This window comes from Peribacillus simplex (assembly GCF_001542915.1).
GTDB classification, from domain to species: domain Bacteria; phylum Bacillota; class Bacilli; order Bacillales; family DSM-1321; genus Peribacillus; species Peribacillus simplex_B.
On the sequence record NZ_LNNH01000028.1, the window covers coordinates 113717 to 128614 of the forward strand.

15 protein-coding genes are annotated in these 14898 nt (G+C 40.0%); 2 read left to right on the forward strand and 13 right to left on the reverse strand.

Annotated elements, in window-relative coordinates; genetic code table 11:
- The first annotated feature begins 243 nt into the window (after nucleotides 1-243).
- Nucleotides 244-1149 carry an AraC family transcriptional regulator gene (locus tag AS888_RS14725; protein WP_061142902.1) on the forward strand — a complete coding sequence of 302 codons (906 nt, stop codon included), beginning with the start codon at nucleotides 244-246 and terminating at the stop codon, nucleotides 1147-1149.
- Between the two features lie 285 nt (nucleotides 1150-1434).
- Here the strand turns inward: AS888_RS14725 and AS888_RS14730 are convergent, their stop codons facing one another.
- The 5 genes from AS888_RS14730 to AS888_RS14750 all read right to left on the reverse strand — a co-directional run bounded on the left by AS888_RS14730 (nucleotide 1435) and on the right by AS888_RS14750 (nucleotide 5178).
- On the reverse strand, nucleotides 1435-2214 hold the full coding sequence (locus AS888_RS14730) for a hypothetical protein (protein ID WP_155645504.1): 780 nt from the start codon (nucleotides 2212-2214) through the stop codon (nucleotides 1435-1437).
- A 528-nt stretch (nucleotides 2215-2742) separates the two neighbouring features.
- Nucleotides 2743-3168, reverse strand: coding sequence for a VOC family protein (locus tag AS888_RS14735; RefSeq protein WP_061142904.1), 426 nt, complete (start codon nucleotides 3166-3168; stop codon nucleotides 2743-2745).
- 324 nt (nucleotides 3169-3492) lie between these two features.
- The gene (locus AS888_RS14740) at nucleotides 3493-4170 is read right to left on the reverse strand and encodes an NAD-dependent epimerase/dehydratase family protein (RefSeq protein ID WP_061142905.1); all 678 of its coding nucleotides are present in this window, start codon (nucleotides 4168-4170) and stop codon (nucleotides 3493-3495) included.
- A gap of 63 nt (nucleotides 4171-4233) precedes the next feature.
- Nucleotides 4234-4803: a histidine phosphatase family protein gene (locus AS888_RS14745; protein WP_061143010.1), complete on the reverse strand. Its 570-nt coding sequence runs from the start codon at nucleotides 4801-4803 to the stop codon at nucleotides 4234-4236.
- A gap of 30 nt (nucleotides 4804-4833) precedes the next feature.
- Nucleotides 4834-5178: an avidin-fold protein gene (locus tag AS888_RS14750; protein ID WP_185113100.1), complete on the reverse strand. Its 345-nt coding sequence runs from the start codon at nucleotides 5176-5178 to the stop codon at nucleotides 4834-4836.
- Between the two features lie 250 nt (nucleotides 5179-5428).
- On the opposite strand from AS888_RS14750, the gene AS888_RS14755 reads away from it, so the two are divergent.
- Nucleotides 5429-5950: a DUF2179 domain-containing protein gene (locus tag AS888_RS14755; RefSeq protein ID WP_061142906.1), complete on the forward strand. Its 522-nt coding sequence runs from the start codon at nucleotides 5429-5431 to the stop codon at nucleotides 5948-5950.
- Between the two features lie 42 nt (nucleotides 5951-5992).
- Here the strand turns inward: AS888_RS14755 and AS888_RS14760 are convergent, their stop codons facing one another.
- The 8 genes from AS888_RS14760 to glgB all read right to left on the reverse strand — a co-directional run bounded on the left by AS888_RS14760 (nucleotide 5993) and on the right by glgB (nucleotide 14888).
- Nucleotides 5993-6271 carry an HNH endonuclease gene (locus AS888_RS14760; protein ID WP_061142907.1) on the reverse strand — a complete coding sequence of 93 codons (279 nt, stop codon included), beginning with the start codon at nucleotides 6269-6271 and terminating at the stop codon, nucleotides 5993-5995.
- 15 nt (nucleotides 6272-6286) lie between these two features.
- Nucleotides 6287-6685, reverse strand: a complete 399-nt coding sequence (locus AS888_RS14765) for a hypothetical protein (RefSeq protein WP_061142908.1) — start codon at nucleotides 6683-6685, stop codon at nucleotides 6287-6289.
- A gap of 63 nt (nucleotides 6686-6748) precedes the next feature.
- A complete protein-coding gene (locus AS888_RS14770) occupies nucleotides 6749-7504 on the reverse strand; it encodes an exodeoxyribonuclease III (RefSeq protein WP_061142909.1) in 756 nt (251 codons plus the stop codon).
- A gap of 74 nt (nucleotides 7505-7578) precedes the next feature.
- Complete coding sequence (gene cls / locus AS888_RS14775) at nucleotides 7579-9084, reverse strand: cardiolipin synthase (protein WP_061142910.1); 1506 nt, start codon at nucleotides 9082-9084, stop codon at nucleotides 7579-7581.
- A gap of 117 nt (nucleotides 9085-9201) precedes the next feature.
- Entirely contained in the window at nucleotides 9202-10641 is a 1440-nt protein-coding gene (glgA, locus tag AS888_RS14780) for a glycogen synthase GlgA (RefSeq protein WP_061142911.1), read from the reverse strand.
- A gap of 16 nt (nucleotides 10642-10657) precedes the next feature.
- Entirely contained in the window at nucleotides 10658-11764 is a 1107-nt protein-coding gene (gene glgD / locus AS888_RS14785) for a glucose-1-phosphate adenylyltransferase subunit GlgD (protein WP_061142912.1), read from the reverse strand.
- A 17-nt stretch (nucleotides 11765-11781) separates the two neighbouring features.
- A complete protein-coding gene (locus AS888_RS14790; RefSeq protein ID WP_061142913.1) occupies nucleotides 11782-12948 on the reverse strand; it encodes a glucose-1-phosphate adenylyltransferase in 1167 nt (388 codons plus the stop codon).
- Nucleotides 12948-14888 (reverse strand): 1,4-alpha-glucan branching protein GlgB, encoded by a 1941-nt coding sequence (gene glgB / locus AS888_RS14795; protein ID WP_260320221.1) that lies wholly within the window; start codon nucleotides 14886-14888, stop codon nucleotides 12948-12950. The genes AS888_RS14790 and glgB overlap by 1 nt, the downstream gene beginning before the upstream one ends.
- Nucleotides 14889-14898 lie beyond the last annotated feature (10 nt).

Below are 14898 nucleotides of genomic sequence, written 5' to 3' on the forward strand. Positions count from 1 at the left end.
CTGCCAGTAATTCTATCTCCTCCTTTATATTAGTTCGTACTTTTTGATAGCGTTCTCTTTTTTATGCAATGAATTGTGTCGCTAAGAAATTTCAACAACATGATGTTTTTTATCTCTTAAAAATATTGTATCATCGAATTTCAAAACATAAATTCCGTAATTCATCATATTTATACGGTTTTTTGATATATCGGTGTTATTTACTAAATTACAGGAAATGGTGATGATTTTTAATTGAAACCCATGCAAAAACAATTTGATAATAATACACTTTTTCCACTTCAACTAGTCTATCAAGACAAAAAAAACACGGAGAGTGAACTGCCCGACCATTTTCATGACTGGTACGAAATCATATATGTGTATGACGGGAAGGGTACCTTTTTCTTTGACAATGGATATCATTATATCCAAAAAGGAGACCTATTCATCATCCCCGGAAATACAATTCATCACACCATTCACGATAAGGAAGACCCTATAACATGTACAGTCATTTTCTTTAATCCCTTACTTATTCATAACAACTCTCTTGGAGAATCCTTCTCTTATCACCAACTATTCGAAAAAAGCCGAAAAGCAAAGGACTATAAATATTCCATGCAATGCACTCAACAAAAGGTGTTGGAAACCCATTTTGAAGAGATGAACAGAGAATGGAATCAAGAAGCATTCGGATTTAAACATGCGATTCTATTACAACTTCATATGGTGTTGCACTACCTAAACCGAATGATTGTTCAATCCAAGCACGAGCTCTCTACGCCTATTAATTGGGGGCCTTTATGGATGCCTTTATGGATGAGAGAGATATTAGTTTATATTGAGAGTAGCTTTACCACTGGATTGAGTCTGGTTGAACTTGCTGATGTGGCAAACGTTAGTACTGCACATTTCAGTAGAGTATTCAAGCAAGTGATAGGATTAAATGTCTCCGAATATATCACCCAAAAAAGGATTCTCATGGCGAAAGAACTCCTATTACATACCGATGAAAACATCTCGGTTATTGCTGAAAGATGCGGATTTCAAAGTATGCCTCATTTTCATCTCACATTTAAAAAACACCTCGGCTCAACACCTGGAAGTTATAGAAAAAACAGAATACTGACTACTGATTACCTGCCGCCACACACAGAAAATGAGTAGGCAAAAGTCTTGAAAACTCTTTGAATGAGAAGCGGTTTCATGAATGAAGAAATGTATTCTTATAGTTTGGATGGGATTTAAACAAGTCTTAACGATTACAAGCCGTAGTGTATATTATTTTCTGAATATTAAGTTTATTTAAAAATTTGGATTACGTAATATATAAGGAGTTCTATAAAATAAATTGTCAGCGTAACTACTAGATCAGCTATATTGATACAATAAGATTCCCTATAGATGGCAAAACAAAAAGGCCGCTTCAACGACCTCACTTTTTCAGCAACATCATATCCCGTTGTTGCCTTTTCTAAAGTTATCATAATCTGTCTTAATGTAATGGAATACCTTAGCATTGCCGTTCTGATCAGGATGCGTTATTTTTAATAAACCTTTATATCCTGCCAATACTTCTTTAACGGTTGCTTTTTTTGAAAGCCCTAATTTTTTGCTATAATCATCTGATCGGGCAATGGGGGCGGAATTGAAATGGCCCGTTTGATTTTGCTTCCGTTTCGTCAATTCGTTACGTAATTCAATATTTTCCGTTAACAGATCCCCCGCTTCATTTTGCAATTGGCTTTTCTCATTCCTAAGCATGACCACTTCCTTTTTATACATTTCTCTTTGCTGAATTAATGTTTTTTTGGCAGTCTCATAGAGTGCTTCCATTCCTTCTATATGCGTATCTTGGGCTTGTATTTTTAACCTTAACCGATGTATGATTTCATCCTTGTTTTGTGCCGGTACATCATTTATAGACAGATTTTTGGTTGCATCATCGATGATATATCCAGAATCCCGCTTGCTTTTACCCTCGTATTTAATCCTGCCTTCATTAAGCCAACGCCTGACAACCTGCAAACGAACATGTTCAGAAATGCCTGCATCCTTTAACAAGTCAAATGCCAGATCTGTGTCATCCATCGTAGATCCTGTTTTTCTACTCCCGTTCCCTCCCTCGTATTTAATCCTGCCCTCACGCAGCCAACGCCTGACAGTTTGTATACTAATACTTTCTGTTACGCCTGCATCCTTTAACAGGTCGAAAGCTTGATCTGTGTTCACATTTTTCACCTTTCCCTCTACTCACCATGAAATGCTGAATGATGCTGGACTAACTACGAAACAATGAGCCTTCTACCTTAGGATGGGGCGCATTGTTCAAAAATCTATATATGTTATGTACTCAACAATTCCGCCATCAGCCTGCATTTCATGTATAGCCAGTGCTGCTGTTCCTCTATAGCTGTACTGAATTCCTTTGGCACTATCAATTTGTAATCCAATAAATAATAGCACAGCTCCTTTTCAAACAAAAAACAAACAGATAAAGATTGGATGACAGATATCACAGCAGGATAACGAAAGAATTCCATTCGTATAAAGCCAAATCATGTACACGAAAAATACGGATAAGAACACTGAGCCCATTTAAATATCCGAATCCCTCGATGAGGCAAAATGAGGGATTCGGACTTAATCTTTCAACCATGCCGATTAAGGGATTACTATGGCAATGATTTTCACCATCCCTTACCTTATTGACACTATAGCGATCATCACGGTTTCATTTTATAGGGCAATTACAAAAAGTTATTTTTGGCCCTCTGTATAAATTTGAAAGGTTATACCGAATTTGTCTGTCACAATTCCATAAGCAGGGCTAAAAAAAGCTTCCTGCAACGGCATTTTCACTTGACCATTTTGCGATAGGGCTTCAAAAATCTTGGTTGATTTCTCGATATCGTCAGTTGAAATGCAAATCGTAACTTGATCACCTGTCTGACTCGTTTGCCCTGGAAATGAATCCGAAAACATTAGATCCGTTTCCCCAACCTTCAACATAGCATGTGACACAAGTTCCTTCGCTTCCTTCGGCAAAGGAAATTCCGGGTTTTCTGGCATTTCGCCAAAAGTTTGTATAAAAAGGACTTGCGCTTCCAATGCTTTTTCGTAAAATCCAATCGCTTCTTTCGCATTACCATTCATCATTAAATAGGGAGACAACCTCATGCTCATAATAAATTACCCCTTTGATTCTAATTTTTTGGTAAAACCCCGAGTAACTGCCATGGCTCATTTACCAATTGAATGATCCTCTAACATTATTACCCATGTTTCCATATTACAATAAGGAACATACGTTCGTCAATGCGGATTTAAGCAAGAGCAGCGGCTAACTTCCCACCAAAATGGGATTACTCTAAATCGCGTCGGTATGCGAAAACTGCCATTTTTAATTATTCCTTCCACTTCGGCTACCGAACGAAAAAATCATACTAGCTTTACCCAAAGGGAATTTCAAAAGGGGTCTGGAATTTAAAAATTCCGGACCCCTTTTGTTTACTGATCAATTGAAATGGCCAGCTTCTCGATTTCATCAGAACGATGAATGTGAAAGCCTTGGGGTGATGTTTGGGCTGCGGCATACATGGCTGCGGCTACCTTTTTTGCTTGTATGGCACGATAGGGACGCAGAGGTCCAATGAAGATGAATTGTGCGATGGAGCTCAACATGCCAGAGATTTTCTCACCTGCCCGGAATTCCTCTCTTTCGCCAAGAAGTAATGAAGGGCGAAATATATGAACCGAGTTCATGGCTAACTGTTGAAGTCCACCTTCGACATCACCTTTTACACGACTGTAAAAAAAGGCCGATTTTGAATTGGCTCCCATAGCCGTTATGACGAGTAATTTTTCAACATCGCAGCTTTTCGCCATTTTCGCCGCTTCCATAACATAGGTATAATCCACTTTACGAAAAGCCTCTTTTGATTTAGCCTTCTTGATCGTTGTACCCAAACAAATAAAAACATCCGTGACGTTAAATAAATGGGCAAACGTTGACAAACGGTCGAAATCTACAATATGTACGGTGCAATTCGGTTCATGCATATCCACATGCCTTCTTGTCAGCAAATGGATTTCGTCATAAACATGGCTATTGCTTAGTTGTTTAACAAGCTGGGTACCGACCACTCCCGTTGCCCCTAAAACCAATGCCATCTTTTTTTTAATCATGATTTCCTTCTTTCCTTCATGAGCTATCGTGAACCTTCCATCGACTCATTTACCTTTTGATTATTATGACAAATGTTTGATTTGATTGAAGTCTTTAATGATCCAGGAATCGACCTCGAATCTTATCGTACTCAAGCATGCATTGGACAAACGCATATCACTGGTTACAATTGATTCGTTGGACATCAATCGTAAGATGAAATGAATAACGGCTCCATGTGCAACAAGTATCACTTTCTTTTCTGGATATGCCTCCTGGATTTCTTGAAGTCCCTTCATCAGGCGGTTAGTGAGGGCCTTCTCGCTTTCCTGGCCCGGATAAACTTTATTTTTGTAAGTTGCCTCCCTTTTTTCGGCTGTCAATCCTTCTGCGGCTCCAAAATTCTTTTCAATGAATTCGATTTTCTCAATTACCGGAACATCCATATAATGAGCAATGATATCAGCCGTTTCCCTTGCCCTTATAAGCGGACTTGTAATGATTACATCCCAATCTTCTTTCATCAGGAATTCACCGCATTGACGTGCCTGTATCTTTCCGAGTTCATTTAACGGAATATCTGTCTGCCCCTGCAGCTTTCCCTGTGCATTCCAATCCGTCTGTCCATGCCGTACTAAACAAATCGTCGTAATTGTCATCACGCCTTTCTATATTGGATTACGTTATCTTTCCTGCTCTTCCATGATCGAATGTCCTTCGGTCTGCTCGATATCTGACCATTTCCATTTTTCATGCAATCGTATTCTTCCGTCAGTCAATATCTCTGGTGTGGAAAAACAGCTGCCTCCTCTAATTTCCCCTTTTTCATTGATATGATTATAGCGGAATTGAAGTGTTCCATCAGGGTTGACGAGTCCTATCAAGCTCCCTTTTACAATTTCACCGCCTTGATAGATCGCTGAAAGAATGGAGCCTTCCTGTGAATAATGAAAGGACGTACTGCCCGAAACTTCCCCGTTTTCTGAATTGACTTTTGCCTTAAAAATCCGCCCATCATAATTAATCACGATCAATCCCCCTATGAATGATTAAGGATAATCATACCAAATTTCCACAAAAAAGAGTATATTGAGAATCTCTAAAAAGATAAAATATGATTAAATCCCTTCACCAAAAACAGACACGAAAAATACATAATATTTCCATTGAATTCCGCTTATGAATTGTGGTTAGATTATGGAAGATGTTACATATGGGATGTTCATCCCCAATGCTCAGACATCGGAATATAACTAGAAGATATGGTGAGGTGCTCTTTTGAAAGAAATACTTCTGATTTTACTATTGCAACTTATTTATGTACCGATTTACACGTTGCGAACCATTTTCTTAGTGAAAAATATCACCGTACTTGCCTCGATACTGGGCATTGCAGAAATGCTAGTGTATGTTTTTGGACTATCGCTTGTATTTGGCGGCGACCAGAGCATCCTGGCCATGGTTGTATATGCTGTCGGTTTTGGAATCGGAATTATTTTTGGAACGAAAATTGAGCAGAAACTCGCCATCGGCTACATAAATGTAACCGTCAATACTCAATCCAAAAATGCACAGTTAGTTGATACACTTAGGAACAATGGATTCGGGGTTACTCTCTATACAGGTGAGGGCAGGGATAGCAACCGTTATCGAATGGAAATTTTGACGAAACGCAACCGTGAGCAAGAATTGATCGCAACCGTAGAAAAATTCGAACCGAAGGCTTTCATCATTTCGTATGAGCCGCGTTACTTCAAAGGCGGGTTTTTACTGGATCGGTTGAAAAATAAGGCAAGCTAAAAGCAAAAGGGGAAAGCCAACATGAAAGATGGCTTTCCCCTTTTATTTGGTTTTTGATTTCCTTATTTTCACTGCTTTCGTTGCCGGCTGTTTTTTAATCCACTTTATATATTTTTTCAATGAATCATCATCTTTTAGCAATGCGATCGTATAGAGGCGGATGGCCAGCTCCTTGTTTGAATATAACGCGTGAATCTGTTTATGGCATGATTTACAAAGAGCGGCAGTCGGTAAATGGCTGCCTCCTTCTTCTCTCGGTATTAAATGATGGACGGTCAATTCAATTCCGTCCCTTTGACAAAGCTCACATGTTCCTATCATTTCCCGATACGTCCGTTAAGGTTTTACGGATTTCCCTTCTTCAACGATATGGAACATCAAATGGGCAAGATGATGAATGGGGCCATATTCCTCTTCATCGTCTTCTTCCACTTCTTCACTGTCATTCATGCCTTGTAAATAAAGTGCCATGAATTCATAAAAATCAGGTTTGGCAAAGGAATAACAATCACTTGGATCCTGATTATCTTCTTCATACTGTAAAACCAAATGCGATAAATCCCCCTCGTCATCTTCAGCATCAAAAAAGACGAAATAGCCGATATTCGTATCCAAATCAAATAATCTGCGAAATCCACGGGACGTCGTTTTTTCAAACTCAGCGGCTGTCAATTTTTGCACCTGCATGCTGTCTACATTATCTTCCTGATGGAAACCAACGATGAATGTCTTCATCTCATTACCTCCTATTGAATTATGATAATCAATAGTATCCCCATTTAACTGGATTTATCCTGATTAAAGATTTGCTTCCAAGATGACCGGGCAATGATCGCTGCCCATGATATCACAGTGGATGTTTGCATCCATGAGAGAATCGGACAATCGCTTTGAAACAATGAAATAATCGATTCTCCAACCGATATTCCGCTCTCTTACTTTGCTCATATACGACCACCAAGTATAGGCACCTTCTTGTAACGGATAAAAATGGCGGAATGTATCAATGAAACCTGCATCAAGCAATTCAGTCATTTTACCACGTTCTTCAAGCGTAAAACCTGAATTTCCGATGTTAGGTTTGGGGTTCTTCAAATCGATTTCCTGATGTGCGACATTAAGATCGCCGCAGAAGATGACCGGTTTAACCATGTCGAGCTCCTTAAGGTACTCGATCATCGCTTCTTCCCATTCGAGACGATAATCGAGCCTTGTCAAATCCCTCTTGGCATTTGGTGCATAGACATTCACCATATAAAATTTCTCGTATTCGAGGGTGATGATCCTTCCTTCTGGTTCCTCGGTCAAGTCGCCTACACCATATTTCACTGAGAGCGGCTTTTCTTTTGTAAAAATGGCAGTCCCCGAATACCCTTTTTTCAGCGCATAATTCCAATATTGATGGTACCCATCAAGTTCAAGCGAAATTTGTCCCTCTTGAAGCTTCGTTTCTTGCAGACAGAATATATCCGCATCAACTTCTTTAAAATAATCTAAAAATCCTTTCTTCACACAAGCCCTAATTCCATTTACGTTCCAGGAAACCAATTTCATGTTCTCTTAAATTCTCCTTATTCCCGTTAATTTCTTTTCCTTTCCACTATACTATTGATTCGGTTGTTTTCCCATTAGAGTACATTGGAAAACAACCTGGCAAATGATTCTTTTGAACGTTCGAGCATACTGCGATTATTATATGTAATGGGGTCAAGTTTTTCACTGTCCAGCATATCTTCCTTATAGTGAGTGATAAGATCACCGATGGAACGGCTGCCCATAAGGAAGACATTGACTTCGAAATTCAGATGAAAACTCCTCATGTCCATGTTTGCCGTACCAATGGAGGCAATATCGCCATCCACGATGATGAGTTTCTGATGTAAGAAACCTTTTTTATAGGAATAAACTTCAACGCCATATTGAAGCAGCTCCCCGAAATAAGAGCGGCTTCCGTATTGTGTCAAGAAACCATCATTTACCGCAGGAACCATTAGCCTAACTTGAATTCCTTTTACGGCAGCATGTTTAATCGCCGCTTTGATCGCTTGATTGGGGACGAAATATGGACTGGCGATCCAAACTGATTCGGTGGCACTATTGATAAGCGCATAGTAAAAATCACTCATGATTCCCTGCTGTGTATCCGGCCCGCTTGCGACAACCTGGACAGCTCCGTCCCCTTTTCCGCCTTCGCTTTTCAGTTCCGGACGCTCCTGCAATACATCTTCACCACTGACATATTCCCAATCCAAAAGAAAAACGGTATGAAGCATATATACCGCTTCCCCTTTAAGGACCATATGTGTATCCCTCCAGAATCCAATCTCTTTATTTCTTCCTAAATACTCCTCACCGACGTTCAAGCCGCCGACAAAGCCAATCTCCCCGTCGATGATGATGATCTTCCGGTGATTCCTGAAATTGAATTTCTGATTGAAAAAACCATTTTTCAAAGGAGAAAACGGGAAGGCTTTTATACCGGCATTTTTCATTCGTTTAATTTCGTTATTCGACAGTTTTAAACTGCCGGCTGCATCAAAAATGAATAAAACTTCCACTCCAGCTTGTGCTTTTTCAATGAGGATATCGATTATTTCCGTGCCAAGCCTATCTGATCGAAAAATATAATACTCAATATGAATGAACTTTTCCGCCTTTTTTAACTGTTTTATGATTTCCGTAAACGTTTCATTGCCATTTTTCAAGACTTCCGTTTTCGAAGACGTACTGATAGTGGTCTCAGAAGCTTTTTTGGCAAACGCCGCAAACGATTGCTGGTGATTATTCAAGAATGATAAATCTGGAGCTGATACCTGTTTTACAAGGCCCTTCCACTCTGCTCGGTCTCTTTTCCTTTTGGTTTGATACAAATACCCTTTTAAATAGAGTTGTCCTGAAAATAAATAAAATAGATAGCCGAAAACCGGGAAAAACAGCAGGACGTACATCCATAATAGCGTTTCGTGCGCAAATCTATTTTCGAGCATGAGGGAAAACATCGTCACGAACATGACAAATATATATAATCCTACAAAAAACAGTTTCATATCAAAGTTAACTTCCGTAAACAAAATTACGTATACAGCAGCGATTAATATAAATAAAAATATAATTTCCATTCTTCTTCTTTTCATCTTTTCATTCTCCTACACAGCAATATTTTATATACATTTAAACATATACCCATAATTGATGGTAAAAGAAACAAAACACCTACGAAGATTTATTTTCGCAGGTGTTTTGTGTAATTCCTATCGTTTCATGACGGGAAGCAGGCTCTCATACAGCTTAATATAAGCCGAGGAGGAAGAAGTCCAACTAAAGTCCAGCTTCATGGCACGTTCGACCAGACTCTTCCACCGCTTCGGCTGGAATTTGTACAGCCCCACTGATTGCTCAATGGTATGAAGCATATCGTGTGCATTATAATTCGTAAAACTGAAGCCATTCCCTTCACCAGTAAATTGATTGTAGGGAATGACCGTATCACGGAGCCCGCCGGTTTCCCTAACTAATGGAAGGGTGCCATACCGCATCGCCAGAAGCTGGCCGATTCCACACGGCTCGAATTGGGAAGGCATCAGGAATATATCAGATCCTGCATAGATACGCCTTGCTAAGCCCTCATCAAAATAGGTATTGACGGAAACTTGATTCGGATACTGTTCAGCTAAATGACGAAAGGCCGATTCAAATTGCTCCTCCCCTGTACCCAAAAGGATGAATTGGATGCCCTGGTTCATCATTTCATGAAAAACGTGGAGAATGAGATCGATTCCCTTTTGGTCAACGAGCCTTGTCACCATGGATATTACCGGTGTATCATCACTCACTGGAAGATTCAGCGATTCCTGCAACTGGCGTTTATTCTCCAGCTTCCCTTCATAGGAATCGTAGGGAACAGCAAGGTATTCATCTGTGCAAGGATCATATTCTTCATAATCGATTCCATTGATGATGCCTTTAAGGTCACCATTTCTTTTGCGTAAAAATCCATCCAGATTCTCACCAAAATAGGGGCTTTGAATTTCCTCCGCATAACTTTGGCTTACCGTTGTGACGATATTGGAAAATGCTAAGCCAGCTTTCAAATAACTTACATTCCCATGAAATTCAAGACCATCGATATTAAAATATAACTCACTTAAATCCAGCAGTTCGGCCAATACCGTTTTGGAATAGACCCCTTGATATCGTAAATTATGTATCGTAAAGACCGTTTTTATATCCTGATAGAAAGGATGATTATGATAGTGCGCTTTCAGCAATACACTGACTAGGCCCGTCTGCCAATCATGACAGTGCACGATATCGGGCTTTTCATCTAAGTATGGCAAAGCCTCCAATATGGCACGGGAAAAGAAGGCGAACCTTTCGCCATCATCGAAGAAACCATAACTCCCATGTCTTTTGAAATAATATTCGTTATCCAAAAAATAATATGTAATTCCATTTGCGACAAGCTTCTCGATTCCACAAAACTGCTGACGCCAACCTACAGGAACTTCAATACTTGTCATATGCGTCATTTCCTGTTTGAACTGAAAAGGGAGATCCTCATATTTAGGAAGAATGACACTTACATGGACTCCCTGTTTTAGTAGTGCTTTCGGGAGTGCGCCTATTACGTCTCCGAGCCCTCCCGTTTTTATGAAGGGGGCGCATTCCGAAGCAGCGAATACTATGTTCATTGCCGCACCTCCTCTATTAAATGACTTCCGCTTTTTTTATTACAGCCGGCTGTTTCCTGCCAATGACCGCTTTTTCCTTGGTTATTTTCACTTCTTTATCCGTTATCGTATTTTCGACGATAGCACCTTCTTCGATTTCACCTTTTTGCATGATGATGCTATTCCTGATGATTGCGCCTTTTTTTACCTTTACCCCTCGGAAAAGAATGCTGTTCTCCACTGTTCCTTCAATGTCACAACCATTTGCAATTAACGAATTGGTAACATTCGAAGAACGTGAGTATTTTGTCGGCGCTTCATGCTTGATTTTTGTATAAACATCCCATGTGTCTCCGAAAAAGGAACGGATGACGGCAGGGTTAAGGAAATTCATATTACTGGAATGGAAGCTTTCAATTGAATGGATAAATGGCATATCTCCAGTAAAGTTGTAACCTTTGACTGTAAAGCGATGGAGATTGGCTTTCACTGCATCTTTCAAAAAGTCATATTCCCCATTCGCTACACAGCTTTTAATCAATTTAACCAATAAGGTCTTGCTTATGATGAAGGTTTCTAAACAAACATGGTCTCCTGGCCTAGGGATCGTGTAAAAACTGATGTCCGTGATATCTTCATCGGAATCGACCGAGCATGTGTGATAAATCGGTTTTTCAATCAATTCGCCGACATAGTCTTTATAGACGACGGTTATATCCGCATCATGTTTTTTATGATAAGCAAGCACATCATTAAAATCCAATTTGGATACATGGCATCCCGGGGAAATGATGACAGTATCAGCCGCTGCCCGTTCGAAAAAGCTGAGGTGATCATAAAATTGTTTCATATCGCCAGTTACTGTTTCGTCGGGATGGATGGGCGGCAGGATGAACAGTCCTCCTGAACGTCTATCCAGATTCCATTCCTTACCTGAACCAAGATGATCCATGACCGAAAGATATTTTTCCTTAGGGAAAACGGCTACCTTTGATACATCGGCGTTAATGAAGTTAGACATTGTGAAGTCAATCAAACGGTAGCGTCCTCCAAATGGTACGGATGCCACATTACGATGAGCAGTCAGCTCTTTTAAATGTTGTTTTTCATTGATTAAGTTAATAATACCCAACACATTTTCCATAGCATCTTCCCCTTTTTCTAGTTAAGAGTAATTTTCTTTTTATTTGGATTGATAATGGTCTGATTTTCGCCGATTAAGGTAATATCGGAAGTTACCGCCGAATTCCCTACGACTGCCCCATCTTCAATTATGCAATTGCTGGCAATGATGCTTCGTTCAATATGAACATTTTCACCAATGGTCACATTGGGCATGATGACTGAATCTTTAATGGTTGAACCATAGCCGACCTTAACATTGTAGGATAGCACCGAGTGATCGATGTTCCCGTCGATCATGCATCCTTCATTGATAAGTGACTGACTGACCTCGGCATTTGCTGAGATATATTGCGGAGGGTGATTGGCATTGCGGGCAAAAATCTTCCAGTGCTGATCATCCAGCTGGAAATTCGGTTTTTCCTCCAATAAATCCATATGTGCCTGCCAGAGGCTCTCGACGGTTCCGACATCTTTCCAGTATTCATTAAAACGGTAGGCATACAGCTTCTTTCTGTCTTCCAGCATCTTTGGAATGATGTTGCTGCCAAAGTCATTAGAAGAATCCGCATCTTTTTCATCATTTATCAAATATTGTCTTAGCTTCTTCCAATTGAAAAGGTAGACACCCATTGACGCGAGGTTACTCTTTGGATATTTAGGTTTTTCATCGAATTGGGTGATCTTATCCTCGTCATTTGTATTCATGATCCCAAATCGGCTTGCTTCTTGCCATGGTACTTGAATGACGGCTATCGTTGCCTCTGCATTCTTTTCGACATGATAATCCAGCATCTTACTGTAATCCATTTTATAAATATGGTCACCGGAAAGGATGAGTACGTGCTCCGGATCATAGTTGTCAATATATTGGATATTTTGATAAACGGCGTTTGCCGTTCCTTTATACCATTCACCGCCTTCTTTGCCTTGATATGGCGGAAGGACGGAGACTCCGCCAACATCCAGATCTAGATCCCATGCTTTCCCGTTCCCAACATAATCATTTAAAATCAATGGCTGATATTGGGTCAGTACCCCTACCGTATCAATACCAGAATGAGTGCAGTTACTCAATGGAAAATCGATGATTCTATATTTACCGCCGAAAGGAACAGCTGGTTTTGCCAACCCGATGGTCAGTTCACCTAACCTTGAACCCTGGCCTCCTGCCAATAACATTGCTATCCATTTTTTTGCTCCCATTATTCGTTCACTCTCCCCCGTCTTTTTTTTGTTTGCTTCATATAAATAGAAACGCCTAATGGAGGTACAGTTATTTCCATACTGAATGGTTGATTATGATAAGGTTCTTTTTTAACAGCAATGGGTTGCTCGTTGACCTGACCAGATCCTCCGAAATCCTCGGAATCACTGTTGAAGACCTCAATATATTTACCATGAGATGGCACGCCAATCCGATATTGATCATGAGTCTGTGCAGAAAAATTACAGACCACAATACAATAATCGCCTTTTCGCTTACCTTTCCTCATAAAGGTAATGATACTCTGACTACTATTGTTTGGATCTATCCATTCAAACCCCTCCTGGACATGATCAAGTCTCCATAATGAAGAGGTTTCTTTATAGAATGACTGCAGGGTCCGAAAATAATAAGAAAGTTTCTCATGAGATTCATATTCCAAGAGCAGCCAATCCAATTGCTCCTCATCTTTCCATTCGATGAATTGGCCGAATTCGCCACCCATGAAGAGAAGCTTTTTTCCAGGATGCGTCATGAAATAACCGAAGAGCAGTCGCAAATTTGCGAATTTCTGCCAATAGTCACCTGGCATCTTATTTAATAACGACTTCTTGCCATGAACTACTTCATCATGAGAGAACGGCAATACGAAATTTTCTGAAAAAGCATAGAAAAATGAGAAGGTCAAAAGGTTATGATGGTATGGCCTCTCACCCGTTTCCAATTTCATGTATCGAAGGATGTCGTTCGTCCATCCCATATTCCATTTATAATTAAAACCAAGCCCGCCCATATCGGTTGGATAGGTTATAAGTGGGCGATCTGTTGCTTCTTCAGCCATCATTAATGCATGAGGATATTTCTTGAAAACTGCTTCATTGAGCCTTTGCAGAAATTCGATCGCTTCTAGATTTTCCTCCCCGCCATTTTGATTTTTCAATTTGACCGGCAAAGGATTGTCATGATTTAAATACACCATTGACGATACCGCATCGACACGGACACCATCGATATGGTATACCTCCATCCAAAACATCACATTTGAAATTAGGAAGCTTATGACTTCCGGTTTGCTGAAATCGAAGTTATATGTGCCCCATAACGGACGTTCTGCCCTATTATGATCAATAGGTTCATAGAGAGGTGTGCCATCGAAACGGGAAAGTCCATGGGCATCCTTACAAAAATGGGCGGGAACCCAGTCCAGGATGACTCCTATGCCATGTTGATGGCATTTGTTGATCAAATACTTGAAATCTTCCGGTGAACCGAAACGGCTGTTTACCGAATAATAACCGGTAACCTGGTATCCCCAAGACTTATCGAATGGGTGTTCCATTATTGCCATGATTTCTATTTGTGTAAAACTATTATCAATCACATACTCAACTAATCTATCGGCCAGTTCACGGTAAGAATAAAATTCGCCATTCTTTTTCTGTTTCCATGTGCCTGGGTGCACTTCATAAATGGACATGGGCCTATGATAGATGTTTTCCTTTTTCCGATCGGTTATCCACTTCGAATCTTGCCATTCAAAATTATCCAGCCTTTTGACAATTGAAGCTGTATTTGGTCTGACTTCCGAATAAAAGGCATATGGATCGGCTTTAAGGATACGTTTATTTCCAGGTGTATGTATTTCGTATTTGTATAGTTCCCCTTCTTGAAGTCCTGGTACGAACAACACCCAGATACCTGAACGCTCGACCCGATTCATCACATGATCGGTTCCGTCCCAATCATTAAAATTACCTACTACCGATACTTGCTTGGCATGGGGGGCCCAAACGGCAAACCTAACTCCTTCTTTACCTAAAGATGTGATTATGTGTGCCCCAAGCATCTTATAGCTTTCATAAAGGGTCCCTTCATGAAACAGATATAAATCAAAATCGCTTGGATAATTCTCTTGCAGCTGATCCAAAATTGTATTCAATAAAACCCCT